23 protein-coding genes and 1 pseudogene are annotated in these 25,634 nt (G+C 55.8%); 4 read left to right on the forward strand and 20 right to left on the reverse strand.

The genetic code is table 11. The features are described from left to right. Window positions 1-333 precede the first annotated feature (333 nt). The 6 genes from FYJ78_RS10620 to FYJ78_RS10645 are packed head-to-tail and all read right to left on the reverse strand — an operon-like array spanning window position 334 to window position 4,196. The gene (locus FYJ78_RS10620; RefSeq protein ID WP_235900014.1) at window positions 334-930 is read right to left on the reverse strand and encodes a GerMN domain-containing protein; all 597 of its coding nucleotides are present in this window, start codon (window positions 928-930) and stop codon (window positions 334-336) included. 4 nt (window positions 931-934) lie between these two features. Then, window positions 935-2,020 carry an N-acetylmuramoyl-L-alanine amidase family protein gene (locus tag FYJ78_RS10625; protein WP_154621363.1) on the reverse strand — a complete coding sequence of 362 codons (1,086 nt, stop codon included), beginning with the start codon at window positions 2,018-2,020 and terminating at the stop codon, window positions 935-937. A gap of 14 nt (window positions 2,021-2,034) precedes the next feature. After that, window positions 2,035-2,235, reverse strand: coding sequence for a DUF3006 domain-containing protein (locus tag FYJ78_RS10630; protein WP_154621364.1), 201 nt, complete (start codon window positions 2,233-2,235; stop codon window positions 2,035-2,037). Beyond that, window positions 2,232-3,182, reverse strand: a complete 951-nt coding sequence (locus FYJ78_RS10635) for a ComEC/Rec2 family competence protein (protein ID WP_154621365.1) — start codon at window positions 3,180-3,182, stop codon at window positions 2,232-2,234. Before FYJ78_RS10635 ends, FYJ78_RS10630 begins: the two co-directional genes overlap by 4 nt. Before the next feature lie 10 nt (window positions 3,183-3,192). After that, window positions 3,193-4,011 carry an HAD family hydrolase gene (locus tag FYJ78_RS10640; protein WP_154621366.1) on the reverse strand — a complete coding sequence of 273 codons (819 nt, stop codon included), beginning with the start codon at window positions 4,009-4,011 and terminating at the stop codon, window positions 3,193-3,195. Then, entirely contained in the window at window positions 4,008-4,196 is a 189-nt protein-coding gene (locus FYJ78_RS10645) for a hypothetical protein (protein WP_154621367.1), read from the reverse strand. The genes FYJ78_RS10640 and FYJ78_RS10645 overlap by 4 nt, the downstream gene beginning before the upstream one ends. 202 nt (window positions 4,197-4,398) lie before the next feature. Here FYJ78_RS10645 and FYJ78_RS10650 point away from each other — a divergent pair, with 202 nt between their 5' ends. After that, window positions 4,399-5,115 (forward strand): GntR family transcriptional regulator, encoded by a 717-nt coding sequence (locus FYJ78_RS10650; RefSeq protein WP_154621368.1) that lies wholly within the window; start codon window positions 4,399-4,401, stop codon window positions 5,113-5,115. Window positions 5,116-5,196: 81 nt separating this feature from the next. Here FYJ78_RS10650 and FYJ78_RS10655 read toward each other — a convergent pair whose 3' ends face one another. From FYJ78_RS10655 to FYJ78_RS10670, 4 genes are read right to left on the reverse strand one after another with little or no spacing between them, the layout of a single operon-like run. Continuing rightward, window positions 5,197-6,312, reverse strand: coding sequence for an SGNH/GDSL hydrolase family protein (locus FYJ78_RS10655; protein WP_195847948.1), 1,116 nt, complete (start codon window positions 6,310-6,312; stop codon window positions 5,197-5,199). Window positions 6,313-6,365: 53 nt separating this feature from the next. Then, window positions 6,366-7,628 carry an SGNH/GDSL hydrolase family protein gene (locus tag FYJ78_RS10660; RefSeq protein ID WP_154621370.1) on the reverse strand — a complete coding sequence of 421 codons (1,263 nt, stop codon included), beginning with the start codon at window positions 7,626-7,628 and terminating at the stop codon, window positions 6,366-6,368. A gap of 37 nt (window positions 7,629-7,665) precedes the next feature. Then, window positions 7,666-9,327, reverse strand: coding sequence for an S-layer homology domain-containing protein (locus tag FYJ78_RS10665; RefSeq protein WP_154621371.1), 1,662 nt, complete (start codon window positions 9,325-9,327; stop codon window positions 7,666-7,668). 57 nt (window positions 9,328-9,384) lie between these two features. After that, window positions 9,385-10,992 (reverse strand): S-layer homology domain-containing protein, encoded by a 1,608-nt coding sequence (locus FYJ78_RS10670; protein ID WP_154621372.1) that lies wholly within the window; start codon window positions 10,990-10,992, stop codon window positions 9,385-9,387. A 280-nt stretch (window positions 10,993-11,272) separates the two neighbouring features. Here FYJ78_RS10670 and FYJ78_RS10675 point away from each other — a divergent pair, with 280 nt between their 5' ends. Further along, window positions 11,273-12,625 carry a glycoside hydrolase family 26 protein gene (locus FYJ78_RS10675; protein ID WP_154621373.1) on the forward strand — a complete coding sequence of 451 codons (1,353 nt, stop codon included), beginning with the start codon at window positions 11,273-11,275 and terminating at the stop codon, window positions 12,623-12,625. Between the two features lie 95 nt (window positions 12,626-12,720). Continuing rightward, on the forward strand, window positions 12,721-13,374 hold the full coding sequence (locus FYJ78_RS10680; protein WP_154621374.1) for a hypothetical protein: 654 nt from the start codon (window positions 12,721-12,723) through the stop codon (window positions 13,372-13,374). Window positions 13,375-13,492: 118 nt separating this feature from the next. On the opposite strand, the pseudogene FYJ78_RS10685 reads toward FYJ78_RS10680, so the two are convergent. The 3 genes and pseudogenes from FYJ78_RS10685 to FYJ78_RS10695 all read right to left on the reverse strand — a co-directional run. After that, window positions 13,493-13,888: pseudogene (locus tag FYJ78_RS10685) on the reverse strand (argininosuccinate lyase); the annotation flags it as partial. Between the two features lie 88 nt (window positions 13,889-13,976). Then, window positions 13,977-14,159 (reverse strand): hypothetical protein, encoded by a 183-nt coding sequence (locus tag FYJ78_RS10690; RefSeq protein WP_154621375.1) that lies wholly within the window; start codon window positions 14,157-14,159, stop codon window positions 13,977-13,979. Between the two features lie 10 nt (window positions 14,160-14,169). Further along, on the reverse strand, window positions 14,170-16,011 hold the full coding sequence (locus FYJ78_RS10695) for an acyltransferase family protein (RefSeq protein WP_154621376.1): 1,842 nt from the start codon (window positions 16,009-16,011) through the stop codon (window positions 14,170-14,172). Between the two features lie 151 nt (window positions 16,012-16,162). On the opposite strand from FYJ78_RS10695, the gene FYJ78_RS10700 reads away from it, so the two are divergent. After that, a complete protein-coding gene (locus FYJ78_RS10700; protein ID WP_195847949.1) occupies window positions 16,163-17,248 on the forward strand; it encodes an SGNH/GDSL hydrolase family protein in 1,086 nt (361 codons plus the stop codon). A gap of 163 nt (window positions 17,249-17,411) precedes the next feature. Here FYJ78_RS10700 and argH read toward each other — a convergent pair whose 3' ends face one another. The 7 genes from argH to argC form a co-directional block, all read right to left on the reverse strand. Further along, window positions 17,412-18,839, reverse strand: coding sequence for an argininosuccinate lyase (argH, locus tag FYJ78_RS10705; protein WP_154621378.1), 1,428 nt, complete (start codon window positions 18,837-18,839; stop codon window positions 17,412-17,414). Next, window positions 18,836-20,050 (reverse strand): argininosuccinate synthase, encoded by a 1,215-nt coding sequence (locus FYJ78_RS10710; protein WP_154621379.1) that lies wholly within the window; start codon window positions 20,048-20,050, stop codon window positions 18,836-18,838. The genes argH and FYJ78_RS10710 overlap by 4 nt, the downstream gene beginning before the upstream one ends. Window positions 20,051-20,103: 53 nt before the next feature. Further along, window positions 20,104-21,033: an ornithine carbamoyltransferase gene (gene argF, locus FYJ78_RS10715; protein ID WP_154621380.1), complete on the reverse strand. Its 930-nt coding sequence runs from the start codon at window positions 21,031-21,033 to the stop codon at window positions 20,104-20,106. A 116-nt stretch (window positions 21,034-21,149) separates the two neighbouring features. Next, window positions 21,150-22,355: an aspartate aminotransferase family protein gene (locus tag FYJ78_RS10720; RefSeq protein ID WP_154621381.1), complete on the reverse strand. Its 1,206-nt coding sequence runs from the start codon at window positions 22,353-22,355 to the stop codon at window positions 21,150-21,152. 19 nt (window positions 22,356-22,374) lie between these two features. Further along, a complete protein-coding gene (argB, locus tag FYJ78_RS10725) occupies window positions 22,375-23,262 on the reverse strand; it encodes an acetylglutamate kinase (RefSeq protein WP_328597711.1) in 888 nt (295 codons plus the stop codon). A 29-nt stretch (window positions 23,263-23,291) separates the two neighbouring features. Then, window positions 23,292-24,503: a bifunctional glutamate N-acetyltransferase/amino-acid acetyltransferase ArgJ gene (argJ, locus tag FYJ78_RS10730; RefSeq protein WP_154621383.1), complete on the reverse strand. Its 1,212-nt coding sequence runs from the start codon at window positions 24,501-24,503 to the stop codon at window positions 23,292-23,294. 55 nt (window positions 24,504-24,558) lie between these two features. Then, window positions 24,559-25,593, reverse strand: a complete 1,035-nt coding sequence (gene argC, locus FYJ78_RS10735; protein WP_154621384.1) for an N-acetyl-gamma-glutamyl-phosphate reductase — start codon at window positions 25,591-25,593, stop codon at window positions 24,559-24,561. Between the last annotated feature and the right edge of the window lie 41 nt (window positions 25,594-25,634).

Genomic DNA, 25,634 nt, shown 5'->3' on the forward strand with positions numbered 1-25,634 from the left:
AGCATTATCCCTTGTATTTCAACCGAAAAAAGCCCCAAAAATCCAAGGCGATATTATGGATTACATCTATGGGAATGCCTCATAATTGATAACTTTTATCGGTCTCACATCATTGACAAACCTACACGTTATGTACAGCATACCGCCCTCCCCTGCAAAATTCCTTCTTTGCCGCTCAGGCGGGAGCAGCCCGTTTCTCCCTTCCGCCGACGGCTTCGAGGAACGGATAGGACAATCCCCCGGACAGGGCGATGGAGCTTCACCGTCCCATACGGGGGAATCTGTCACCTGAAAGAAAGTCTCTCCTTGAAAAACAGCAACCAAAACATCCACTCAATCCAGCAGATGATTCATCCGTGTCAGCGGAGCGGAAAGATCCATATGTCCGGCTAAGGTTTCCACTTTTTCCCCATCGATAAGGATCTGTACTTTCCGGATCTCAGAAAATCCGGTCATGGTATTGACGACAGAACCGACCAGCATCTCCTCACCGGTCGAGCCGCCGGCAAAATGGCGAACCAGATCCCGGCTGAAATCCACATACGCCGTATCCCCGCGGACGCTGACGCTTCGCAGCTTCGTCTGACGAGGAATGATGTTCGTCTGCCCTTTCTCCTTCGTCCCTTCCAGCAAAGCTTTCATCGCTGCCGTATATTTATCGCCGCCTGACAGGCTGATCGTGCGGCGTACCGCAATAAGCTTCATCCCCTGATCATCCGGGTAATACACTTTGATTTGCATGGTTTTCGCCGCTTCCTTCTTCGCAGGAGAAGAAGAGGACACCTCTCCGGCAGAAGTCCCCGTCCCGGCTGTGACCGACGATGAAGTTCCGTTTACTGTCCCTCTTTCTCCTGCCGTTCCGCAGCCCGCCGTCATAACAGCTGCCGCCAGAATCATCCCCGTCAGCAGAATATCCTTCCACTTCTTCATGATATCACCTCATATTTTCTGTCCGGCTGCTGCCTTCCGAAAAGTAACGAGCCAGTGCACGGACTGCCGCACCAGCGATTTTCCATTGATAAGATTCGTCACGAAGCATGGCTTCCTCCCGTTCATTGGAAATAAACCCAATCTCGATCAGGGAGGCCGGCACACGGTTATGTTTCAGCACATAAAATTCTGCCTGCTTCACACCACGATTGTATAATCCGCCTGCACGCGCCAATTCTTCATTCAGCCGGGCGGCCAGACGACGCCCGCCCGCCGAAGGCGCATAATAATACGTTTCCATTCCATGCGCCGCCGGGTTCGAGAACGAATTGCAATGAACCGAAACGAAGGCCTCCGCCCCCGGCAACTGATTCACAACATCACAGCGCGCCTGAAGTTCTTCTTTGGCGGTATCGTTCGGCGCATAGACATCGACATCTGTAAGCCGCGTCATCCGCACACGCGCGCCGGAACGTTCCAGCAGCTCTTTTATTTTCTTCGACACCGACAGGGTAACTTCCTTCTCCATAACGCCGGTCGGGCCGATGGCGCCGCTGTCGCTGCCGCCGTGCCCCGGATCGATCACCACTGCCCTGCCGGACAGCTCTTTCCACGATCCGCCATGATCGGTCTGAGGCTCCAGCAGATCGATGACAAGCCGATACGGCTTCCTCGCACGGCGATCCCGTTCCGCGGTGTAAACCCGAAAGTCCGCTGCATCAACGGATTGGAGAGCATGCACCTGAACCTGCACAGCGGATTCCCTGCTCTGTCGAATGTGCAGGGAATCCGCCAGCTTACTGTGAAGGCGAATATCCTGATGCAGCTCGCCGCGCTTCATATTCTGCAGATCGACCGTGATCTGCCGATCCGGCGCCGATACCGATGCCGTATACTTTGCGGGTGCGCGTTCCATACCGATCTCAATACGAAATGCCTGCCGGCCATCTATGGTCAGCTCTGTCGTCTGAAAGTAATTGAGCTCATTCATCCGGTTATGACGCGCTGCTTCACCAGTACCCGGCACCAGTATAAGCAGTACAGCCAGAATGACTCCCGCCCAACTTGCCCAGCGGAATATTTTGTCCATCAGACTGTTCCTCCTCAATCTTGCAGCAGGTCCAAAGCTTCCTGCTCTGCCTGCTCCGTCGCCTCTTTGTCATAGGAGATGTCTATCTTCAGATAATCTCCCTCGCTGACCTCCGCAGGAAGAAACTCCCGGGGAAAATTTACCTTTTTCATCTCATCGCCAAGAAGAAGCACGGCCAGCTCTCCCTCAAAGCGATCAATATACGCAGAAATCATTGTGCGCCTCCCTCTTCCGGCTGAATCTGATAAGACTGCCCGTCGCTCGTAATCCGGATCGTGCCATTCTTATCCGTCTCAAAAATCTTCAGCTTCAGCGCCCGAAACCTCTTCATCGCTTCTTTATGCGGATGTCCATAGTCATTGCCGGCTCCGCACGAAATCAACACGGCTTCCGGTTGTACAGCGCGCAGGAACACATTGGAGGAAGAGGTCTTGCTGCCGTGGTGACCCGCTTTGAGCACGGATGCTTTCAGATCCTTTTGATAGCGGGCGAGCATAGACTCCTCTTCTTTGGTTTCCGCATCTCCAGTAAACATCATGGAAAACGTTCCAAAAACCAGCTTTCCTGTCACAGACTCATTGTTCGGGTCATGCTTGTACCCTTTTTTGCTTCCTTTCTGTACCTGTTCGGCAGAAGGCGCAAAAACCTGAAAGGAGATATGATCGCCAAAGTCCAGAACATCTCCGGCCTTCAGCGCATGACATGGAATCCCCTTTGTTTTTAACGCTTTCCGGTAACCGATATACAATTTCGAAGTAGACAGAATGCCATTATCATAGACCTCGCCGACTTGAAATTCCTTCAAAAGCAGTTCCATTCCGCCGATATGATCCGCATGCGGATGGGTAAGAATGACTTTGTCAATTTTACGAACTCCCGCTTTTTGCAGCTCACTGCGCAGTTTTTCACGCTCGTCCACATCGCTCGTATCGATAAGCACCGTCTGTTCGGACGTCTGAATCAGAATCGCATCGCCCTGACCGACATTCAGCATACGAAGATCCAAATGCCCCGGCTCAGGCATGGATGACGACGATCCATCCGCAGCCGAAGCACTCTGCTGCGCCGCAGAGGGACCGGAGCCCGGCGTATTGCCGCAGCCAGACAAAAACGCTGCAGCAAGCAGCAACAATCCAAGGAAAATACCGATTCGTTTTCGCATTGCCATCACCTCATCTGCAAGAGAATCCTTGCCGCTTTAAAATATAACGATAAATTCCCTCAGCCGCCCCGTCTTCATCCACGGTTGGCAAAACATGCTCTGCCCGGGCCTTCAGTTCCCGTCCGGCATTGCCCATGACCAGACTGTGCCCGACGGCATCCATCATTTCCAGATCATTGAGGCCGTCGCCGAAAGCATAGCTTTGTTCCACCGGAATATTCAGATACGACAGCGCCTGCTGTATACCGGTCGCCTTAGACACCTCTGCCGAATAAAGTTCCATATAGCGCTGAAGCGTCGGATCGATCAGTCCTGTAAGGCCCGGCCAGGCCAGAAATTTATGAAAGATCCCGCCAGCGCCCGGCGTGCCGCAAAGAAATTCCATCTTACCGACGGACAAGCGGTCTAACTCGTAATCACGCACAAAACGATCCACCGGAATATCAATATCACGATATACCTTCTCAAGCCCCCGGTACTCCGTCTTGAGATAGACATCCGGCCAGCTTTCCAGAATATACTCGATGCCGTTTGCTTCCGCAATCGCTACAATTTCCTTCACCGTCGGCAGAGGAAGATTTCTGCGAAAGATAACGCGTCCATCCAGAAGAACAATTGCTCCGTTGAGCAGAACAAAACCGTCGAACAGGCCTGAGGAGGTAAAATCCGGACTGAGATAGGCCCATGGCCGTCCCGAAGCGATAAACGTATAACACCCGGCCCGCCGAAGATCACGAATGGCCGCCCTGACCGCCTCGTGCATCGAGGTCTGCCCATTTTTGATATTGATCAGCGTACCGTCAATATCAAAAAAGACCGCCTTACTCATCGTTTTCCTTTCCAATAAACATAACACCGCACGATGAGCAGTACCGCCCATATCACAAAACAAACAACATAAACCTTATCGATCAGCGTCATGGCCTGATAATCAATAGAAAACAAAAACAGATACAAGCCGATCGCTCCGATCAGCAGATCCATTGGCCTGATTGCCTTGCGTAACCAATTCACAGAGATTCCTCCCCCTTTTGCCACATCCAGTAAAATTCATTCTTAATGTTACTAAAAATCCCGTTGGTATTCAAGCAGAAATTGCAGGGGCCGCTTTGACAGACGTTGACAAAATCATACGGCTTCTATAAAATATACGAAAGAAACGGTATGTTAAAAGATATAACATTTTATTATAAAACATACACAGAGGTGAATCGGATTGTTGAAATATCAGGCCATCGCAGAGGACCTCCGCCAGAAAATCACACAAGGCACCTACCAGCCGGATGATCAGCTGCCGCTGACCAGCGAATTGGAAAAGATCTATCATGCCAGCAAAATGACGATCAAACGGGCGCTGGATCATCTGGAGTCGGAAGGGCTTATCGTCAAACGACGCGGCAGCGGCACCTTTGTCAAAGGACTAGCCATGAACGATCTCGATAAGCTCATACGGCACAGCCGCAGCCAGCTCTTCGGCATGTCGAAAGTCTATGCGGGCCATGCGGTCACCAGCAAGGTACGAGTCTTTGAGATCGTCACCGCCCCAAAAGAAGTCAAGACACAGCTGCGTCTTAACCATGAAACATTCGTCTATCGCATCGTCCGCGTACGCCTTTTAGATGGAACGCCGTTTTCTCTGGAAACCAGCTATATGCCGATTTTTCTGATCCCCAATCTGCGCCGCCAGCATGCCGAACAGTCCATTTTTTCCTACATCCGGGACTCTCTGCATCTGAAAATCCAAAGCGCACACCGGATCGTCCGGGTCCGCGGAGCCAACAGTCAGGAATCCGCGGAACTGCACATCGCATCAGATTCTCCGGTCGCTGTCGTACAGGAAACCTACTTTCTCGCCAGCGGCATCCCCTTCAACTATAGCGTCACCACGCATGAACCAAAGCATTTCGCTTTGGAAACGGTTATCATCGATTAAATTTTATTTGAATAGGACAGAAAAAGCCGGGCGCTTGCCGCAATACAAGCCCCGGCTTTTTGCTTTTCTCTTTTATCCTGTTTACTTCCAGCCCATAATCGCTGCTATCTTATCTTTGAGGTAGTCAGCGATTTTTTGATGTCCCGTCTGCAGCGGATGCGTGCTGTCATGAGCATAATCGCTCTCTTCGAGCAGCGGCTGCGGATCATTGATTGCAAGGAAGTAGACTTCCTTCATCCCTTCGCCTGTCACCTGATCGACAGCAGCCTTGACCCATGCACGTCCCCGTTTGCCGACCCAGCCCGGCACTGGTTCCGTGCAGATAATCTTCTTGCCGGGATTCACTGAACGGATTGTCTTGATCAGGTGGACATAACCAGCGACGAACTCATCCCGGGTCGGACTGTGCTGTGCCGGCTTGCTGAAATCATTGGTTCCCATCGCAACAATCGTCGCATCAATCGGGAAATCCTTCGCGTCCCAGAGGGAATGCTCGCCCGATTTCCTGTCAGAATACATCGTCCAGACATAGTGATCGGCTGTGTGAACCTGATTCGACGGCCAAGGATCCGCCCAATTGTGGACAACGCCCTCGCCGGACTTTGCTACGATGCTGTAGTCAGCCCCCAGCATGCGCGACACCTTCGGACCATAAGCCTGATCGTTATCTTCGATATCGTTGTAGTTCTCGCCCTTGAGTTCGCCGTCATTTTTGGCGCCGGCCGTGATGGAGTCGCCGACGAATTCGAGGCGGCGCGTTTTGAGCGGGTCCGGTTTCTCAAGCTTCGCACCGTCGTCGAGTTCAAAACCGTAAAACTTCGTCGTACCCATGTAGCCCTCAGTCGAACGCACAAAGAGCAGCTTGTGGGTTCCCGGTTTGAGGTTCTCAGCAAGAACCGTCTCGCTTCCCTTCGGCTTGATCTTCTTGAGCGCGCTGCCATCGATGCTGACGCGCCACTTGTCGTTCGGGTCGCGCATCTTTGCCTTGATGCTCGTGCCCGTGAAGTTTGCCTTGATATAAACAGCCCCCTGCGCACACTGGTATTCCTGCGCATTGCTCTTATCCCAGCGGCCGAAATACTGCAGATTCGCGTCATTTGGTGCAATCATCGTCGCAGCCGATGCGTTCTGGGGCACACCAGTACAGAGTGCGCCCATGCTCAGAAGCGCCGCCGCAAGCAAGATGCGTTTCTTCATTATGATCTCTTCCTTTCGTCTGTCACTGCGTTGCCTTCTGGCCTCACGCCCTGTCATTTCCCAGTCTTAGCGGCATGGCGGACTTTCTGAATGTCGATCTCCGTCTGCTCGCCCCTGAGGAAAGTGCTCTTCCCGGCCTCGCTGCCCGTCCTGTGCCATGAAGCCTTGGCAAGCTCCGGGGTTAGCTCCTGCGTCTTGCCTTTGCGCGCGCCGACAGAGAGCATCGTCTCAGCCCATGCCTTGCGCATCATACCGTAGCCCTTCGGACTCGGATGAACGCCATCCGGCCCAAGCCAATCGCGGTGATCCTTGAAGATTGCCCAAAAATCCGGCCCCTTGAGAACGCTCTTCGGATATTTCTTGTAGAGCTCATCGATCTTGGCGTTGTAAAGCGGTGCATTGTCAGCCACCCCGGGTTCAGCCGACCAGGGAATCTTGCCAACAACCGGTACCTTGCCAGTCGCGAGAACCTTCTGCACGATGGTGTCCATGTTCTCATAGTACTTCTCCATGTTCTTCCCATTGCCCCAGGAGTCGTTCGTGCCAAGCACGATGCCGACATACTTGCCCGGGAAGACGGAGAGCCAATTGTCGATGTTCTTTACGCCGTCTTTCGACTTGATGCTGCCCGTGCCGCCGTACTCGAAGATCGGGTAGTAGGCCGGATTGGCCGCGTTCACGAGCTGGCCGGCCGGACCGTATGGCGAACCGGAAAAGTTGCCCGAACCTGCCGTGATGCTGTCACCGTAGACAATCCAATCATCGGCAAGGCCGTCTTTCGCCTCGTAGACATCGAGGTTGATGGCCGCCTTCGGGCCGCTCGCATTATCGACCGTGCCGACATGGACGCGCACCCAGTTGTACTTTGAGAGATCGAGCACGTGCTGGCGCGAATGGTAGACATTGTCCTTGACCGTCACGAGCGTCTGCCAGCCGCTCGCCGGCAGCTTGCCGCCTGCGGCCGTATTCCCCTCGATCGTGTAGTTCTGCAAATTGCCGTACGAGAGGCGCTGTTTGATCGTCGGGTCGTAGTCATAGCTGCTGCTGTACCAGACGACGACCGACTTCGCGCGGCTGGCCTGCGGAACCTTGCTGAGGTCGTAAGCCAGCCAGCCCGGCGCCTTGCCGTTCCAGGTCGTCTGATAGTTCGCATCGTTAGCAAGCTCCGGCTTATCGCTTGAAGCATACGCCGGCACGCCGCGGCTGATGAGGTGCGTCGCCGGTATCGGTGCCGCAAAAGCAGCGCTCGTACCCATGAGGCAGCAGGCTGCTAATATGGCAATCCGCCGCTTAGGCAACAGCGGAAAATGTTTCATTCTATACACACTTCTTTCTTTGAATCATATAACAACGTCAGAAATTGAACGTCAGGCTCGAGAACCATTTGCTGCGGTCAAAGCCCGGATTCGTGATCGAGCTGCCATAAAAATACTTGACCAAACCCTGCAGATTGTGGCAGAAGTTGTAGACAAGACCGCCCTCCCAGCCGCGCTGGCCAATCTGCGCGCCGTCCTCGTAGACCGTCTTGACGAGCGCATCCGGCGCGAGGTAGCGGTAGCCGAAGTAGTAGCCGAACGCGTGGTTCGGCTCCGCGCTCATGTTCTCGCCGCCGTTGAACTGGTACTCCGCCGTCCAGGCCTGATTGTAGCCGCCCTGGTTGCCGTGCGCATAGGCCGCGTAGAGATTGCCCTTCCTGCCGATCTTGTGATTGGCCGACAGCGCGTAGATGCGCAGCGCATTTTCATCGTAGGCCGCCGAAGTATAGGCGTAATAGCCGGCCTCCGCGTCGAGGCGGTCCGTAAACCGGTGGCCAAAGGCAGCACCCGTCAGCGTGCGGCGGCGGTTGATGGTCTTCGACAGGGTCTTGCCCGTGACGCTCATCGTGCTTCCCTCTACGCTCTTTTCTTTATTCCAGTCCGCTGACCAGCTGCCGTTATTCGGATAGGTGATCTTGACGGTCTGGTCGGCCGCATTGCCCGACGCGCCGCTCGCCGATGCGCTCGTGGATCCGTGACGGATAAAGTCATTCTTGGACGAAACCGTATTGCTGGCCTGCGGGATGGAGCTGGCCTTGACATGCATGAGCTTGTAGTAATCGCCCGTGCCATCCTGATTGGTCCAGCCTTCTTCGATGATGTTGCTGTAATCTGCATCCGCTTCACCGAACGTCTTGGTGGTGCTGCCGGAAGAAAGCTCTTCTGACGCATCTCTGTCCTTGACATCGAGCCGCCCCGTAAAGACGCTGAACCAGTTCTTATCGTCCTTATGCGAAACGTCGAAGCCGCGCATGACGGCGTGGTTGACGAAGTCGTTCTGCACGCCCGTGTAGAAGGCGCCGAACTTGCCGTCGAGGCCGGTCTTGTCGATCGGGCCACCGACGTAATACGTCTCCGGGCGCATGACGTTCGGGCGCTCGTGGCCGCCGTTCCACGTCTCCTTCTCGGCTTCTTCCGTATTGAAGCCGCTGCCATCGTAGCTGTCCATCTGTGTCGTAAACGTGCCATGGAATGTCAGCGCCGTCTTCGGCACATCGGCGTCGAGGTTGAGCTTGAGCTCTTTGCGCCAATGCGGCGAGGTCTCGCTGCCATCCTCGTTTTTGATGCCGTCGTGTTTAGCGCGGTCGTACTTCTGCGCGATGGAGCCCGTGATGCGGACGTTCTCCTGCTTCTTCTCGAGGCGCGTGACGCGGACGCCGAGAGCGTCGAGGTCATCGCGGAACTCGCTCGAGAGCTGGTCGATGAGCTGCTGGTCCGGCGCGCTGGCCTTCGCCATGTGCGTGCGGGCGTTCGCGATGATCTGCGCCATCTCATAGCGCGTCACCGTCTGGTCGCCGCGGAAGGAGCCATCGCCGTAGCCCGTCAGGATGCCATCTTTAGCGAGCTGCTCGACCGCGCCGTACGCCCAGTGGTTCGTCGGGACATCGTTGAAGAGGTCGCTTGCCGGTGCCGCGAGTGCCGAAGACGTGGAAAAGACCATTGCGGAAAGGACGGCCATTGCCAATTTCTTGTTATACATGAGAATACCCCCTGCTCTCTATTTACTCACATTGTTATCCCAGGAATCACCGAATCATCAGAAGTAGCAGAACACGCCGGAATAGAGCTTGTCGCGCTGGCGGCAGTCGCTGTCGGCATACGTCAGCGATTTGCCGAAGCCGTACTTGAGCGTGTACTGCAGATTGTTGGTGAAGTTGTAGTACATGCCGATCTCGACGCCCTTCTGACCTTTCTCGATGCCGTCGCCGTACCCGCAGCGGATGTAGGAATCCGGCGCGAGGTAATGGTAGCCGGCATAGGCGCCGAAGGCGTGTGCCTTCTCCGCTGACATCCACGGATTGCAGTTCCACATGAGGTCGGCCATCCAGCCGCGGCTGTGGCTGTTCGTGCCGTGCTGATTGCCCTGCGCGTACGTGCCGCGGAAGATCAGCTTCGGCGCCAGCTTGTAGTCAAACGTCGCGGCGCCGACGTAGAGCGGCTCGCGGTTATAGGCCGCCGACGTGTAGCGGTAGGCGCCGAGCGAATACGTGAACTTCTTGCTGTACATGCGGTCGTAGGCGATGCCGTAGACCGTCTTCTTCGTGCGCTTACTGCCGTTGAACATATCCTGGATGTTGCTCTTGGCGTTGTCCGAGCCCGTGCCGCCGTTGTCGAGCACCTTCTGCTGCTCCACCTCGCTCAGCGGCGTCTTGCCGTCGCGCGAAAGGCGCGGCTGCCAGTTGGTTTCCGCTGTTTTCACTACATAATAATTTTCATGAGCGCGAACATTATCATTCCACGGCTGGCTGATTTCACTCTTCCAATCTCCTGCCGTGTTATCGTACTGCGCACCGGCGCCCACAGCCAGATCGCCGTCGTCGCTGTCGACTACTCCGCCGAAGGCGTGCCAGTTATATTTTTTTGACCAGTGCTCAAGCATCAGACCGCGCAGATTGGCCGCGTAGACGAAGCCGTTCTGCACCCACGGCTGCAGGATGCCGACGCGCGTCCAGAGCTGTGTCTTGCCAAGGCTGCCCTCGAGGTAAGCGAGATTCGGCTTGAAGAGCTCGTCGTACATCTGGCCGCCGTTATATGGATTGGCATGATTGCCGCTCATCAGATGTTCCTCGTTGAAGCGGTCGCCGCCTATCTTCGTCTCGAGATTCATCTTGAATTTCCAGTCGCCCATGACCTTCGGCAGCTTGGCCTCTGTATTGAGGTAGAACTCCTTGGCCCACCAGCGGCTCTTCTTCGTATCGCCGCCCGCGTGGTTTTTCGCTTCGACCGTCTGCTGGAAGTAGCCGTGGACCGAGAAGTTGTCCTCCGTCTTCTTCTGGTGCTTCTCGAGATCATCCACGCGCTTTGCCAGTGTTTGCATCGAGTTGATTTCGCTGTCGAATTCGTGCGACAATTTATCGAGCAGCTGTTTGTCGGCAGCGCTTGCCTGCTCTTCATGCGCGAGCGCGCTGGCCACCATCTGCGCCATCTGATAACGCGTGACTATGGCATTGCCGTCAAAGCGGTTCGCCTGCATCCCCTTGACCAGACCATCCTGTTTCAGCTGTTCGACTGCCGCATAGGCCCAGTGACCGCTCGGCACATCGGCAAACATCGCCTCGCCCGTAGCGGCTGATGCCGTTTCTCCAACCGTCCCCACTGCGACGATTGCTGCCAGCGCCCCCAGCATCCGCTGCGATTTTTTCATACTGATTCCCCCTTTTTCTCTTCCATCAGAGAACCCGGCGGTTCCCCCAACCTTCCTCCTATTTGTTTCTCGTGTTTCTTATTCGGATGGTAATTGATTGAACGCTGTTAGTATAGCATCATGTATAGCCCATGTCAATAAAAAGATATGACTAAATTTGTGAACATTTAGGTGGTCGTCTAAAAAAAGTATATACTTTTCTTGACAAGGTAAGGCGAATATCATATACTAAGCGCAAGGAAGAAAAAATAATACTCAACCGAAGGATAGGAGATCAAACATGAAAACAAACAAAAAAAGACTGTCTGCCAGCCTTCTCATGCTGATGCTTTGTTCAGCGCCCGCGCTCGGGCTGGCCAGCCCGGCCGACGATCCGGATGATCCTGCCTATGTGCAGAAAACCGCGATTCCCGATGCCGAAAAAGCCAGAGCCGAAGCACCCGGACTGGATGCACTGGCCGAAAAGGCGCCGAAGGAAATCACATTGATCGACCGGCAGGCGACGCCGGAAACAGCAGCACTTTATCAATATCTGGCCGCCCTCCCTCAAACCGGCCACATTCTTTACGGCCATCAGAATGATGTCCACCATAAAATGTTTCTCACCGACAGCGGGTCCGTCTCCGATACAGAGGACGTAACCGGCTCCATCGCCGGTATCGTCGGAATGGACGCGCTCTCTCTGACCGGGGCAGAGCTTACGCTTACTCCGTCAGAACGTCAGGCAGGACTGACTTATACCGACAAACTGATAAAAATTAGTGAAGCCGCTCACCGCAAAGGCGCCATTCTTACCTTGTCCATGCACATGCCGAATTTCGCAGAAGTCGCGAAGAAAGGCAAAAAAAATGGCCAGTGGGACTACAGCGGCTATTCGCCCAACAATCTAAGCGGCAACGTCGGGCATCGCATTCTTCCTGGTCAGGATCTGAATGAGGTCTACAATGGCTATCTCGACCTTGTTGCCGATTACCTGCTAAAGCTGCAGGCCAAAGGCATCCCGGTCATATTCCGTCCGCTGCATGAGCATAACGGTTCATGGTTTTGGTGGGGCGGAAATAACATCGACGAAGGGGATTTTCTGGAACTTTGGCATTACACAGTAAAATACCTCCGCGATACAAAAGGTGTGCATAACTGCCTGTATGCCTATTCTCCCAACGGCCCTTTCTTCGACGAAGCCAGTTATCTGAGCCGTTACCCGGGCGACCGTTATGTCGATATACTCGGTGTCGATACTTATAATGATGAGCAAAAGGCAGAATGGTTCAAACATCTGGATCAAACGCTGGCTGTTATGCAGAATACCGCACAAAAGCACAACAAACTCACAGCTCTGACCGAAGCGGGCGTACGTGACGGCGGAGCACTTCCGGTCAAGGGCAATCGGAACAAACGCTGGTTTCAGGATGTAGCAAAAATCTGTCTTGACCGACAGGTCCCCTATTTCCTGACCTGGGCGAATTTCGAAAAACTCGAACATAATTTCTTTGAACCATACATGGTAAGCGATACACGCGGACACGAGATGATCAATGAATTTATTGATTTCTACAACGAGCCGAGTACGCTATTCGCGGACGGCATCATCGATTTCACGAAACTGCCGTCCCCGGTCGTACGAAAAAACTGAACCATAGAAAAGAATCTTACCAATGAGGCAATATCAACATATAGCAGATTCTATTAGAAGGAACCATACTATTTATCCAAAAAGGAGTGTTTTTTATGTTTTCTCTTTCCCACCATCGTCTTACTGCGCTTTGCAGCACAACTTTCCTTCTCGGCACCATCACGCTGGCCGCACCGGATCCGGCCGGCATGGACAATCTCAGCGGGCCGGTCTGTGAAGCCGCAGCTCCGGCGGTAAAGAGCTGGGATTTTCAAAAAGATGCGCAGAACTGGGCATTCATCGGCGGCTGGAGCTACAGCGGCGATGCTTCGGCCGTCTGGGATGCGGCCAATGGAGGATGTCTAAAAGTCAATGTCGATTTTTCGGATGACAAAGACCAAAGCTGGAGCGAAATCAAGCTATCGGACGGAAGCGTTACGAAAGCATCTCCAATCCGGGTCGGAGCCGGCATATCCCAGGCGTCTTTTGATCTCTATTATGATGCCTCACAGCTCAAAGGAGATGCTGCGCTGAAAGCAAAGCTCTATGCATCATCGGTCAAGGACAATGTGGTTATCGATCAGCCAATCGATGATATGGGCACAGCAAAAGCAAAAGACATTCCCGGCACGACATGGAAAAAAACACATGTCCGGGTTATCTTCGAAGATAAGGTAACGGAGGATATCGCTCATCTCGAACTCAGTATCGTCGGTTATCTGACCAGTTACAAAGGTGCAATCTGCATCGACAACATCGAATTAAAATAATCTCGCTTTCCCCTGACCCCTGTTATACTAAAACGAGTACCCGGTAAATGCCTTTTCCGACATTTACCAGGTACTCGTTTCTTTCTTTATCAACAGGCCAGTCCGGATTGTTTTCGTTAACCTGAATCTGCTGGCCTGCCGCCTTATCCGAGAGTTTTTCCTCTGCGGCAAGCAAATCGTGCGCGGCGTGGAGCTGGAGCTCTACCTGCTTGTAGGACGTGCCGCCGAGCGAGTTGCGGTTCTTGACGCACGTCTCGGGGCTGATGGCCTCCTTGATGTCGGCGCCGAAGAGCGGCGAGAGCTTCTGGAAATCCTCGAGGCTCATATCCTCAAGGTAGATGCCCTTCTCGATGCAATCGTGGACGGCCTGGCCCGAGACGGCATGCGCCTTGCGGAACGGCATGCCCTTCTTGACGAGGTAGTCGGCGAGATCGGTCGCATTGGAGAAGTCCTCCGTCACGGCCTTCTTCATGACATCCCTGCGGACCTTCATGCCGCGAATCAGCTGCGTGTAGCCCGGCATGATGACATTTTTATACTACTCGGGATTGGAGTCAGATTCAAGTTATTTCAGAACCTCGATGGTACATTTTTTGCAGTTGTCATCGGTACTCGAGGTCGCGCGTGCCGCGGCGGATCTCCTCCGACACGGGCAGGCTGGCCTCGTAGCGGCGCACGATGACGGACGTCGTCAGCACGCCGGCGAGCAGCACGATGGCGACAAGCAGGAGATACCAGTATAAGCGGGTATTCTGAAAAGTAACGGAAAACGATAGAAAATCCATGGAAGCGTCATCAGTCGGCCGCGGGATGCGCGAGCGCCTCTGCCATCGTGTCGTGGATGAGCTTGGCATAGGCCGCCGTACCCTCGTCGTTCGGGTGGATGCCGTCGCCGCCGAGCCATTCCGGATGCTTGGAAACGAGGCCGTACCAGTCGACGATCGTCACGTTCGGATGGTCTTTGGCCATATTCGCGAGGTAGCCGTTGTTCGTCTGCTGCCACGAGAGCTCCGGGCAGTAGACATTGACCCAGAAGATGTGGCGGTCGGGACCGAGATACTCGAGGAGCGCGCGCGTCTGGACCTCGTACTTCTCGTAGCCGGCAATCGGGCCGTTCGTGCCGAGCGCGATGACAACGTTCTTGCCGAGGCGTCTCTGCGCTGCCATCTCTTTCGCCGCGTCGAGGCCGCCGCCGACGTAACGCGAGACTTCCGCATCGATGATGCAGCCCGGCAGCACCTTGCGAAGCTCGCCCGAAGAGCCGAGCATCACGGAGTCGCCGATGCAGGCGACGCCCGAGAGGTCGACCGCGGCTTCATCCTCCGCTGCCTTCTGCTCGGCGGCCTCTGCTGCCGCCTGGTCATTGGCCGCCTGCTGCTCCGCGGCATTGGCGGCGAGCCTCTCCTGCAGCTCGCCCGTGTCGCTGACCTTCTGGTCGGCCGAGACGGCAATCACGTGGCCGCCGAAGCCCATGAGCGTGAGACCCGGCAGCGTGAAGGCTGTCAGGAAGATGCAGGCCGTGACGATGTGGCGGCCGCGGATGGCCGGCAGGCGGCGGCTCGTGATGACATGCGCGAGTGCGTCCGACCAGATGGTCAAGACGAGGATGGCTGCGATCTCGAGCGCCGCGTAGTACGGCAGCTGCGTCCAGCCGAGCTTGGCGAAGAGGTAGATGACCGGGTACTGCCAGAGGTAGATGCCGAAGCTGCGCTTGCCGAGCCAGCCGAGCCAGCGGAGCCCCGGGCTCTCGAGCGCGGCGCCGACGAAGAAGCGGTCGTCGGCCGTCAGCAGCAGGAGCGCACAGAAGAGCGCGGTCATCGCGAGCATGCCCCACTCGTAGACGTAGGCAGACTGGCCGTCAAAGAGGAAGTAGGCGGCAATCGATGCGCCGACGAGTACGGGCCAGGCGAGATAGCCGAGCAGCATCCTGTATTTGCCGAGGCGCGCGCGCGGGTGGTCGACCCACCAGAGGCCGAGCACGGCGCCGAAGAGCAGCGCGTAGACGCGCGTGTCCGTGCCGTAGTAGAGGCGCGTGACATCCATGTCCGGCTTGTACATCATCGGCATGACGGCCGCCGAGCCGAGCGCGAGCAAGGCGAACACCGCGAGGGCCGCCCGGCGCCCGGCGAGGATGTCGAGAAAGGCGTAGAGCGCGAAGAGCAGCGGCCAGACGAGGTAGTACTGCATCTCGATGCCCATGAACCAGAGGTGCGTGAACGGCGAGGCATTCGTCAGGCGCGTGAAGTAGTCGGCATTCTGCGCGATCTGCCACCAGTTGTTGTAGCCGAGGACGATCGAGAGGAACTCCGGCCGGATGGCCGCGACGGCCTTCGGCAGCACGAAGGAAAAGACGCCGACCGTCGTCAGCAGCACGATGAAGAGCGACGGGTAGATGCGCTTGATGCGCTTCCAGTAGTACGCCTTCACGCGGAAGCGGTGCTCGAGCCAGCTGCGCTTGCTCGTGTAGGCGAGCAGGAAGCCCGTGAGCACGAAGAAGAGAGAAACGCCGAGGTAACCGCCGGGCAGCCGCTCGGGGAACATGTGGAAGATCGTGACGCCGACAATCGCCAGCGTGCGCAGCACATCGAGCCCGTCGATGTGCCGCCTGCCTGCCACTTCACGTCCAAATAACGACAAAATGATCAACTCCTAAACCATGATATGTAATACTATTCTAATATAGAAGGAGAAGCAGGAAAAATCAAGCCCGAAGCCGAAAAACAAAAGAACATACGAAAATGTGACCGCCATGTGCAGACCAGAGACACCACCAGAAAGGAAGATCGCCATGAACTACCGCCTGCTCGCCGCCAGCCTCCCGCTTTTCCTCGCGCTGCCGGGCGCCGCCCTCGCCGCCTCCTGCCCGGCCGCCAGCCCCGCCATCCACTACGAAGGGCGCTGGCAGGAAAACGGCGGCTGCTACGAGGCGGCACAGGGCGCCGTCTACCTGGAGGCAGCCTTCCAGGGGACGCATGTCGCCGCCCATCTCCAGGACCCCGAGAACCGCTGGCTCGTCTCCATTGACGGGGGCCCTTCGCGCAAAGTGCGCGCAGCCAGGAGCGGGCCGACCGTACTCGCCGATGGCCTTCCCGCAGGGCGCCACACGCTCCGGCTCGAGCGCGCGACCGAGGGATCGTACGGAGTCAGCCGCTTTGCGGGGCTCGAGGCCGAGGCGTTCGACGCGCCCGCGAGGCAGGCATCTTCGCTGCGGCTCGAGTTCGTCGGCGACTCCATCACCGCGGGCTTCCGCAACGACGGCAAAAAGCGCGGCCACAACGACGCCGCCATCGAGGACGGCTCAATGGCGTTTGCGCCGCAGCTCGCGCGCCTTCTCGGCGCCGACTACAGCATCGTCGCCAAGTCGGGCGAAGGCGTCGTCCACAACTGGGGCGCCGGCTGGCCAGACCGCGGCCTGCACACGGAGGAGCGCTACCGCTGGACCTTCTACGGTGCGCATAAGACGCCCGGCAACACCATCTGGCAGAGTGAGAAGCTGCCCGTCTCCGCCGTCATCCTCGCGCTCGGCACGAACGACTTCAGCGACAAGAAGCGCCGCCCCTATCACGAGGAATACGTGCAGGCCTGGACGGGCCTCATCCGCCAGGTCCATGAGATGAATCCCGCTGCCCCCATCATCTGCCTTGAGCCGCTGCCCGCCGCCGTCTCTCCGCTCGCGGGCCTCTGGATTGAGGAGTCCTGCCAGCGCGCGCAGCGAGAGGACATCCCGGCCCACTACATCGCGCTCAACGCAGACGGCCCGCTGCTCGCCCCCGGGGACTTCGTCGGCGACGGCACGCACCCGACGAAGTCAGGCTCAGCCCGCCTCGCCCGATACCTCGCCCCGCGCCTCGCGCCCTTCCTGCCCCATCATTGACAGGACCAGGCCATCGCCGCGTCCCCGCGCCGTCGTCCACGAGACGTATTACCTCGACAACGGCCAGCCGTTCCATTCTACATAGACACAAAGACGAGGAGCCCGCTTCCCCATCGCACAAGAGCGATGAGAGAAGCGGGCCTCTCGTTTCTTGTCTTTTTATTTACTTGACCTGGATCTGCCGGTCGGCGGCCTTGTCGGAAATCTTTTCCTCGGCTGCGAGCAGGTCCTTGGCAGCGCTGAGCTGGAGCTCCACCTGCTTGTAGGACGTGCCGCCGAGCGAGTTGCGGTTCTTGACGCACGTCTCAGGGCTGATGGCCTCCTTGATGTCGGCGCCGAAGAGCGGCGAGAGCTTCTGGAAGTCCTCGAGGCTCATGTCCTCGAGGTAGATGCCCTTCTCGATGCAGTCGTGGACGGCCTGGCCCGAGACGGCATGCGCCTTGCGGAACGGCATGCCCTTCTTGACGAGGTAGTCGGCGAGGTCGGTCGCATTGGAGAAATCCTCCGTCACGGCCTTCTTCATGACATCCCTGCGGACCTTCATGCCGCGGATCAGCTGCGCGTAGACGGCGAGGCTGAACTTGACGGTGTCGATCGCGTCGAAGATGCCCTCCTTGTCCTCCTGCAGATCCTTGTTGTAGGCAAGAGGCAGGCCCTTGACGGTCGTCAGCATGGCCATGAGGTGGCCGATGACGCGGCCCGTCTTGCCGCGGACGAGCTCAGAGACATCCGGGTTCTTCTTCTGCGGCATCATCGAGGAGCCCGTGCAGTGCGCATCGTCGAGCTCGACGAAGTGGAACTCGCGGCTGCACCAGAGGATCGTCTCCTCCGAGAGGCGCGAGAGATGGACCATGAGGATCGAGGCCGCAGCGAGGAACTCCATGATGTAGTCGCGGTCGCTGACGGCGTCGAGACTGTTCGTGTAGATGTTCTCGAAGTTGAGCTGCTTCTGCACGAACTCGCGGTCGATCGGGAAGGTCGTGCCGGCGAGGGCGCCGGCGCCGAGCGGCATGATGTCCGCGCGCTTGTAGACGCCCTCGAAGCGGGCGAAGTCGCGTGAGAGCATGCCAAAGTACGCGAGCAGGTGATGCGAGAACAGAATCGGCTGTGCGCGCTGCAGATGCGTGTAGCCCGGCATGATGACATCGCTGTACTTCTCCGCCGTCTCGACGAGCGCGCGCTGCAGGTTCTCGATCTCCTTCTGCACGGCCACGACCTCGCGGCGCACATACATGTGCGTATCGAGCGCGACCTGATCGTTGCGGCTGCGCGCCGTGTGCAGCCGGCCGCCGGCCTCGCCGATGGCGTCGGTCAGGCGCTTCTCAATGTTCATGTGAATATCCTCGAGGTCGACGGAGAACGCGAAGTTGCCCTCCTCGATTTTCTGAAGGATGTCCTTGAGACCCGCGATGATCTTGTCGCGGTCTTCTTCCGTGATGATGCCGCACTTCGCGAGCATCGTCGCGTGCGCGATGGAGCCCGCGATATCCTCGTGGTACATGCGCTTGTCGAAATTGATGGAGGCCTGAAACTCGTTGATCATCTCATCGGTCGACTTGGAGAAACGGCCTCCCCACATAGCCTTGCTCATTTACTGTTCTTCTCCTGCATCAGGGCGCGTACCTTGAGCGGCAGGCCAAAGAGGTTGATGAAGCCCGTGGCGTCAGCCTGATTGTAGACATCATCATGCTCAAATGTGACGTATTCCTTGCTGTAGAGGGAATACGGACTCTTGGAGCCGGCGGAGATGATGTTGCCCTTGTAAAGTTTGAGTTTGACCGTACCCGTGACCGTCTGCTGCGTGCTGTCGACGAAAGCGGACAGCGCCTCGCGCAGCTGGCAGAACCACATGCCGTCGTAGACGAGCTCGCCGAAGCGGACGGCGACGTGCTGCTTGAAGTGGTACGTCATGCGGTCGAGGCAGAGGTACTCGAGCTCACGGTGTGCGTAGTAGAGGATCGATCCACCCGGGTTCTCATAGACGCCGCGGGACTTCATGCCGACGAGGCGGTTCTCGCAGATGTCGACGATGCCGACGCCGTTGCGCGCGCCGATCTCGTTGAGCTCCGTCAGGAGAGCGACCGGATCCATCTTCTTGCCGTTGACGGCAACCGGCTCGCCTTTCTCGAAGTCGACCGTGACGTATTCCGGCTCGTCCTTGGCATCTTCCGGTGCCTTCGAGATCAGGAACATGCTGTTGTGCGGCTCGTTGGCCGGATCCTCGAGGTCGGAGCCTTCATGGGAAAGGTGCCAGATATTGCGGTCCATGGAGTACGTCTTGTTCTCCGTCGCGATGGGGATGCCGTGCTTCTTGGCATACTCGATCTCAGCGGAACGGGAATCGAGGTCCCACTCGCGCCACGGAGCGATCAGCGTGATGTTCGGTGCGAGCGCCTTGACCGTCAGCTCGAAACGGACCTGATCGTTGCCCTTGCCCGTAGCGCCGTGTGCGATGGCGTCAGCGCCCTCTGCCTTGGCGATGTCGACGAGCTTTTTGGCGATGATCGGACGAGCGAACGACGTGCCGAGCAGGTACTTGTCCTCGTAGACCGCACCGGCCTTGAGCGTCGGCCAGACGTATTCCTTGAGGAACTCTTCCTTGAGGTCTTCGATGTAGACCTTGGATGCACCGGATTTCAGTGCCTTGTCGTGTACGGCGTTGAGTTCATCCCCCTGTCCGACATCGGCGCAGACGGCGATGACCTCGCAGCCATCATAATGCTCCTTAAGCCACGGAATAATAACGGAGGTATCAAGACCACCGGAATAAGCCAGCACTACTTTTTTAATTTGCTTTGCCATAAATAAAACCTCTTTTCTATTTTCTTCCTCATGATCCCTATGGGTATCTATGTTCAGCCCATGGTCAGTGCCATGATCGCTTTCTGTGTATGAAGCCGGTTTTCCGCTTCATCAAAAATGACATCCGCATTGTCTTCCAGCACATCGTCCGTAATTTCCTCACCGCGATAAGCCGGCAGGCAATGCATGACAATCACACGCCTGTCCGCTCCGGACAAAAGTTCCCGATTGACCTGATACGGGGCGAAAACCTTCTTCCGGGCTTCATGTTCCTTCTCCTGTCCCATACTGGCCCAGGTATCCGTGACAACAATATCCGCTCCCCGGACTGCTTCCTTCGGGTCAGTCACAAGCGCGATGGACGCTCCGGTAGCCCGCGCATCTTCCATAGCCTGTTTCGTGACAGTCTCGTCCGGACGATAATCTTCCGGAGTCGCTGCAACAAATGTCATTCCTACCTTGGCACAGCCGTACATATAGGAATTCGTCATATTATTTCCATCACCGACATAGGCCATCTTGAGTCCGCGCAGGTTTTTCCCCTTATGCTCCTGAATGGTCAGCAGATCCGTCAGCACCTGACAGGGATGCAGCAAATCCGTCAGCGCATTGATGACCGGTATATCCGCCCAGCGGGCCAGCTCCTCAACGCGGTCATGACCGAAAGTACGGATCATGATCCCGTCCAGATAGCGGCTGAGCACGCGGGCTGTATCCTTGATCGGCTCACCGCGGCCAAGCTGCAGATCACGGTTCGAAAGAAACAGCGCCTGTCCGCCCAGCTGATACATGCCGGTCTCGAAGGAAACGCGCGTACGGGTCGAAGACTTTTCAAAAATCATGCCCAGCGTTTTGCCGGCAAGCAGATGATGTTCCACTCCCGCTTTCTGCATCGCTTTCAATTCCTGAGCCAGTGTAAGGATTTCCTGTACATCATCCACAGATAAATCGTGGATGGATAACATATCTTTCCCCTTCAGCATTGAACGACCTCCATTACTGTAATCACAGTCCATCACTAATGCATATTATACTACGACAATATGTGCTTGTGAAGTGGACTTCATCAGAAATTCTGTATACATATGCAAAAAACAGATCAAGCAAACTCCGCCAATACCGTATCCAGAATATCCGCTACCTCATCCACCTGTTCCTTCGTCACAATGAGCGGCGGAATGAATCGCAGAACTTTTCCTGCCGTACAGTTGATGATTGCTCCCTTGTCCAGGCAGGCATTGACGATATCCCGCCCATGTTCACTGTTGGAAAGCTCCGCGCCGAGAATCAGTCCCGTACCGCGCACATCAACCAGCACGGATGGATATTTATCCTTCAATGCCTCCAATTTTCCTTTGAAATAGGCCCCAACCGTTTCAACATGCTGCAGGAATTCCGGTTTCGGCACAGTATTCAGCACGACATTCGCCGCAGCGCATGCCAGCGGATTGCCGCCAAACGTCGTGCCATGATCGCCGGGCCGGAATGCCCGGGCCACTTCATCCGTAGTCAGGAACGCGCCGATGGGTACGCCGCCGGCAAGCCCCTTTGCCAAGGTAACGATATCCGGCTTCCCCCCATACTTCTCATAGGCAAAGAATTTGCCGCTGCGGCCGATGCCCGCCTGAATTTCATCAAAAATGAGCAGCGCATGATACTTGTCACAAAGCGCCCGCACCTGCTGCAGATATCCCGGGTCAGGGGTATACACACCGCCCTCTCCCTGAATCGTCTCCAACATAACTGCTGCAGTCTTATCGCTCATCATCGCTGCCAGCTCAGCGGCATCATTATAATGAACATAATCAAATCCAGCCGGCAGCGGCCCTACTCCTTCATGATAATGCGGCTGTCCGGTTGCCGTAAGCGTAGCAATCGTACGGCCATGAAAGCTGTCCCAGGCAGTGATGATCTGCGACTTATCCGGGTCAATCTGATGCGCATACTTGCGGGCGATTTTTATCGCTCCCTCGTTGGCTTCGGCTCCTGAATTGCCAAAAAAGGCCTTGCCAAGACCGCTGAGACGAACAAGCTGCGCCGCAGCATCCGCCTGCGGCTGCGTGTAATAAAGATTAGAACAATGGATAAGCTTTCCCGCCTGCTCGGATACAGCGTGTACCAGCGGGCCATAATGATGTCCGAGTACATTGACGGCGATGCCGCCCAGAAAATCCAAATACTTTCTGCCATTGATATCCCAGACATAAGCTCCGTCTCCATGATCCAGAACAATCCGATACCGGTTGAATACAGGGAGATAATTTTCCCTGTCCTCCGCAAAAATCTCCTGATCTGTTTCCTTCATGTCTATCCAGCTCCTGTTCTTAGCGCACAACCTGTGTGCCGATTCCCTTGGAAGTAAAAATCTCCAAAATAATCGAATGATCCAATCGTCCGTCGATGATATGCGTTTTTCCGGCGCCCTTATCCAGCGCCGTAAGGCAGGCCTCCACCTTGGGAATCATGCCTCCTGCAATCACGCCGTCACGGATATATGCTCTGGCTTCCGGCAGATGCAGGGTGGAAATAAAGGTATCCTTGTCATGAAAATCCCGGTAGATTCCTTCAATATCCGTAAGCAGCAGCAATTTCTCCGCCTGCAAGGCCCCAGCAATTTCAGCCGCTACATAATCTGCATTGATATTGTAGCTCTCGCCATCCTGACCGACGCCGATCGGTGCGATGACCGGCACATAATCCTGATCCAGCAGATCTTCAAGAATCGACGTATTTACCTGCTCCACTTCACCGACGTATCCGATATCCACCTTGCGGGATGTATCTCCTTCATAGACGGTAGCCAGTTTCTTGCGTGCCTGAATCAGTCCCGCATCCTTCCCGCTGAGACCGACCGCCCGGACGCCGCGATGATTCAGCAGATTGACGATCTCCGAATTCACCTTGCCGTCCAGTACCATCTCAGCAATCTCAACTGTCTCGGCATCCGTCACACGCAGCCCGGCGACAAAGGAAGATTGTTTGCCAACTTTTTTAAGAAATCCCGTAATCTCCGGTCCGCCGCCATGGACGATGACCGGCCGGATCCCAACGTATTTCATCAAGGCCACATCCTGCATGACCTTTTCTTTCAGCTCATCATTAATCATGGCATTTCCGCCATACTTGATCACGATGGTCTTTCCATAAAATTCCTGAATATAAGGCAGTGCTTCCACCAGAATAGATGCCTTATCCTTTGCCGTAAACGTAATCGGCAGCCCCCTTCCTTGTCCTCCATCGATCAGGTGTGATATTCTCCGTTGATCTTCACATATTCATAAGAGAAATCACAGGTCCAGACCGTCGCTTCGCTTTCACCGCTGCCCATATCGATCTCAATGACAATATCGTGCTTTGCCATGACCGCACGCAGCGCCTCCTCATCGGCCTCGGCGCCAACGCCGCCGGCATAGACCGGAATCCCCCCGAACTTCACCACCGTCTTTTCCGGATCCATCGGCACACCGGCATAACCGACAGCGCAGATCACGCGGCCCCAATTCGGATCCTGACCGAAGAAAGCCGTCTTGACCAGCGGACTGTTGGCTACGCTCATACCGATTTTTTTCGCATCCGCAAACGATTTGGTTCCCGTGACGTGAATGGTCAAAAATTTCGTCGCCCCTTCACCATCGGAAGCGATACGCTCTGCCAGCCCCCGGCAAATCTTCAGCAAGGTTTCCTTGAACGTATCGTAATCCGCGCCTTCGGACTCGATTTTTGCATTGCCGGCCGCTCCGTTCGCCAAAACGATACACATATCATTCGTACTCATATCACCATCTACAGAGAGCATATTGAACGTAACTTCAACGACCTCCAACAACGCTTTCTGAAGAAGGCTGCTGTCGATAGCTGCATCCGTCGTAATGAAGCAAAGCATCGTCGCCATATTGGGCTGAATCATCCCCGACCCCTTGGCGATAGCTCCGAAGCGGACGTTCTTTCCGCCGATCTCCACCTCCGTCGCGCATGCCTTCGAATACGTATCGGTCGTAATGATAGCCTTGCCGGCATTTTCACTGCCGTGTTCATCCAGTTCCGACACAGCCTGATGAATCCCTTTTTCCATCTTGTCCATCGGCAAATTCACACCGATAACACCTGTGGACGCGACAATGACATCATCCGGCTGACAGCCGAGCTCCTGCGCCGTGATCAGCTGCATGGAACGAGCATCTGCAGCGCCCTGCTCCCCTGTGCAGGCATTGGCACAGCCAGCATTTGCCGTGACAGCATGCGCGGTTCCCGTCTGTACCACCTTCTTCGAAGCGAACACCGGCGCCGCCGCAACCGCATTCTGCGTAAACGTCCCCGCAACAGCCGCTTCTTTTTCCGTATAAATAACCGCAACGTCTAAATTACCGCTCTTCTTGATCCCGGCCCTGACGCCAGCCGCCTTGAATCCCTGCGGGAATGTAACACCTGCTTTTGCATTCTGTTCACTGAACATATTCTCATTTCCTTTCTGTACTTCCACTCATGGCAAAATTCGACTGCGTCCCTTATCAGGGATACATCGGCACATAATCCAAACCTGCTGTTTCGTCAAATCCGCAGGCAATATTGAAATTCTGAACAGCCTGCCCGGCCGCCCCCTTCACCAGATTATCGATCGCCGACAGGACAATCACGCGATTGGTGCGCGGATCGATATGCCAGGCAATATCGCAGAAGTTTGACCCGCGGACATCCTTAGTCGACGGATACGCGCCGCGTCCCAGCAAACGGATAAAATGCTCCTTGCCATACAATTTCTCATATGCCGCATCCACCAGCTCCGATGCGATTCCGTCCCGCAGACGGGCATAGCAGGTAGCAAGAATGCCACGTGACATAGGTACCAGATGGGGAGTGAAGTTAATGATGGATTTCTCCCCGGACAAATCGGTGATGGCTTGTTCGATTTCCGGCGTATGACGATGACCGGCCACGTTATATGCCCGGAAATTATCATACAGTTCCGGAAAATGATTAGCCTGCTTTGCCGAACGTCCGGCGCCGGATACGCCGGACTTCGCGTCAACAATAATGGTGTTCACATCGACCAGATGCTGCTTGGCCAGCGGAGCAAGCGCCAGAATACTTGCTGTCGTAAAGCAGCCGGCATTGCCGATAATCTTGGCGTTCCGTATCTCCTCACGATAAAGCTCCGCCAGCCCATAGACCCGTTCCGCTTCGGGATGCGTATGCGGTACATGATACCATGCTTCATAGACGGACGTATCTGCAAATCGGTAATCCGCACCGAGGTCGATGATTCGGACCGGTTTCCCTGCCATGGCCCGTCCGACCTCCATCGCATGACCATGCGGCAGCCCGATGAATACGAAATCACTATCATCGCCAATCGCTTCTATTTCCTTCATGCTCTCCAGCGTCATATCATAAAGGCCTCGCAAATGCGGATACAGATCGGCGATCTTTTCGCCGGTATGACTTTCCGACGTGATATGCACGACCTCTGCTTCCGGATGATTATATAAAATTCTCAGAAGCTCTGCTCCGGCATACCCCGTAGCACCTAAAACACTGACCTTCATATACTCTCCTCCTCAAACATGCCCGGCTCCGTAGGAATACC

The organism is Wylensekiella montiformis, from assembly GCF_009697385.1.
GTDB classification, from domain to species: Bacteria; Bacillota; Negativicutes; order Selenomonadales; family Selenomonadaceae; genus Selenomonas_A; species Selenomonas_A montiformis.

Excerpts from the sequence above, each read along its gene's own strand:
- FYJ78_RS10700 (WP_195847949.1), top strand. The coding sequence starts at position 16,163 with ATGAACTACCGCCTGCTCGCCGCCAGCCTCCCGCTTTTCCTCGCGCTG.
- FYJ78_RS10620 (WP_235900014.1), bottom strand. The coding sequence starts at position 930 with ATGAAGAAGTGGAAGGATATTCTGCTGACGGGGATGATTCTGGCGGCA.
- FYJ78_RS10640 (WP_154621366.1), bottom strand. The coding sequence starts at position 4,011 with ATGAGTAAGGCGGTCTTTTTTGATATTGACGGTACGCTGATCAATATC.
- FYJ78_RS10720 (WP_154621381.1), bottom strand. The coding sequence starts at position 22,355 with ATGAAGGAAACAGATCAGGAGATTTTTGCGGAGGACAGGGAAAATTAT.
- FYJ78_RS10655 (WP_195847948.1), bottom strand. The coding sequence starts at position 6,312 with ATGAAGAAACGCATCTTGCTTGCGGCGGCGCTTCTGAGCATGGGCGCA.
- FYJ78_RS10635 (WP_154621365.1), bottom strand. The coding sequence starts at position 3,182 with ATGCGAAAACGAATCGGTATTTTCCTTGGATTGTTGCTGCTTGCTGCA.
- FYJ78_RS10690 (WP_154621375.1), bottom strand. The coding sequence starts at position 14,159 with ATGGATTTTCTATCGTTTTCCGTTACTTTTCAGAATACCCGCTTATAC.
- FYJ78_RS10625 (WP_154621363.1), bottom strand. The coding sequence starts at position 2,020 with ATGGACAAAATATTCCGCTGGGCAAGTTGGGCGGGAGTCATTCTGGCT.
- FYJ78_RS10670 (WP_154621372.1), bottom strand. The coding sequence starts at position 10,992 with ATGAAAAAATCGCAGCGGATGCTGGGGGCGCTGGCAGCAATCGTCGCA.
- FYJ78_RS10680 (WP_154621374.1), top strand. The coding sequence starts at position 12,721 with ATGTTTTCTCTTTCCCACCATCGTCTTACTGCGCTTTGCAGCACAACT.
- FYJ78_RS10710 (WP_154621379.1), bottom strand. The coding sequence starts at position 20,050 with ATGGCAAAGCAAATTAAAAAAGTAGTGCTGGCTTATTCCGGTGGTCTT.
- FYJ78_RS10660 (WP_154621370.1), bottom strand. The coding sequence starts at position 7,628 with ATGAAACATTTTCCGCTGTTGCCTAAGCGGCGGATTGCCATATTAGCA.
- FYJ78_RS10665 (WP_154621371.1), bottom strand. The coding sequence starts at position 9,327 with ATGTATAACAAGAAATTGGCAATGGCCGTCCTTTCCGCAATGGTCTTT.
- argH (WP_154621378.1), bottom strand. The coding sequence starts at position 18,839 with ATGAGCAAGGCTATGTGGGGAGGCCGTTTCTCCAAGTCGACCGATGAG.
- argJ (WP_154621383.1), bottom strand. The coding sequence starts at position 24,503 with ATGTTCAGTGAACAGAATGCAAAAGCAGGTGTTACATTCCCGCAGGGA.
- argF (WP_154621380.1), bottom strand. The coding sequence starts at position 21,033 with ATGCTGAAGGGGAAAGATATGTTATCCATCCACGATTTATCTGTGGAT.
- FYJ78_RS10675 (WP_154621373.1), top strand. The coding sequence starts at position 11,273 with ATGAAAACAAACAAAAAAAGACTGTCTGCCAGCCTTCTCATGCTGATG.
- argC (WP_154621384.1), bottom strand. The coding sequence starts at position 25,593 with ATGAAGGTCAGTGTTTTAGGTGCTACGGGGTATGCCGGAGCAGAGCTT.
- FYJ78_RS10630 (WP_154621364.1), bottom strand. The coding sequence starts at position 2,235 with ATGATTTCTGCGTATATTGATCGCTTTGAGGGAGAGCTGGCCGTGCTT.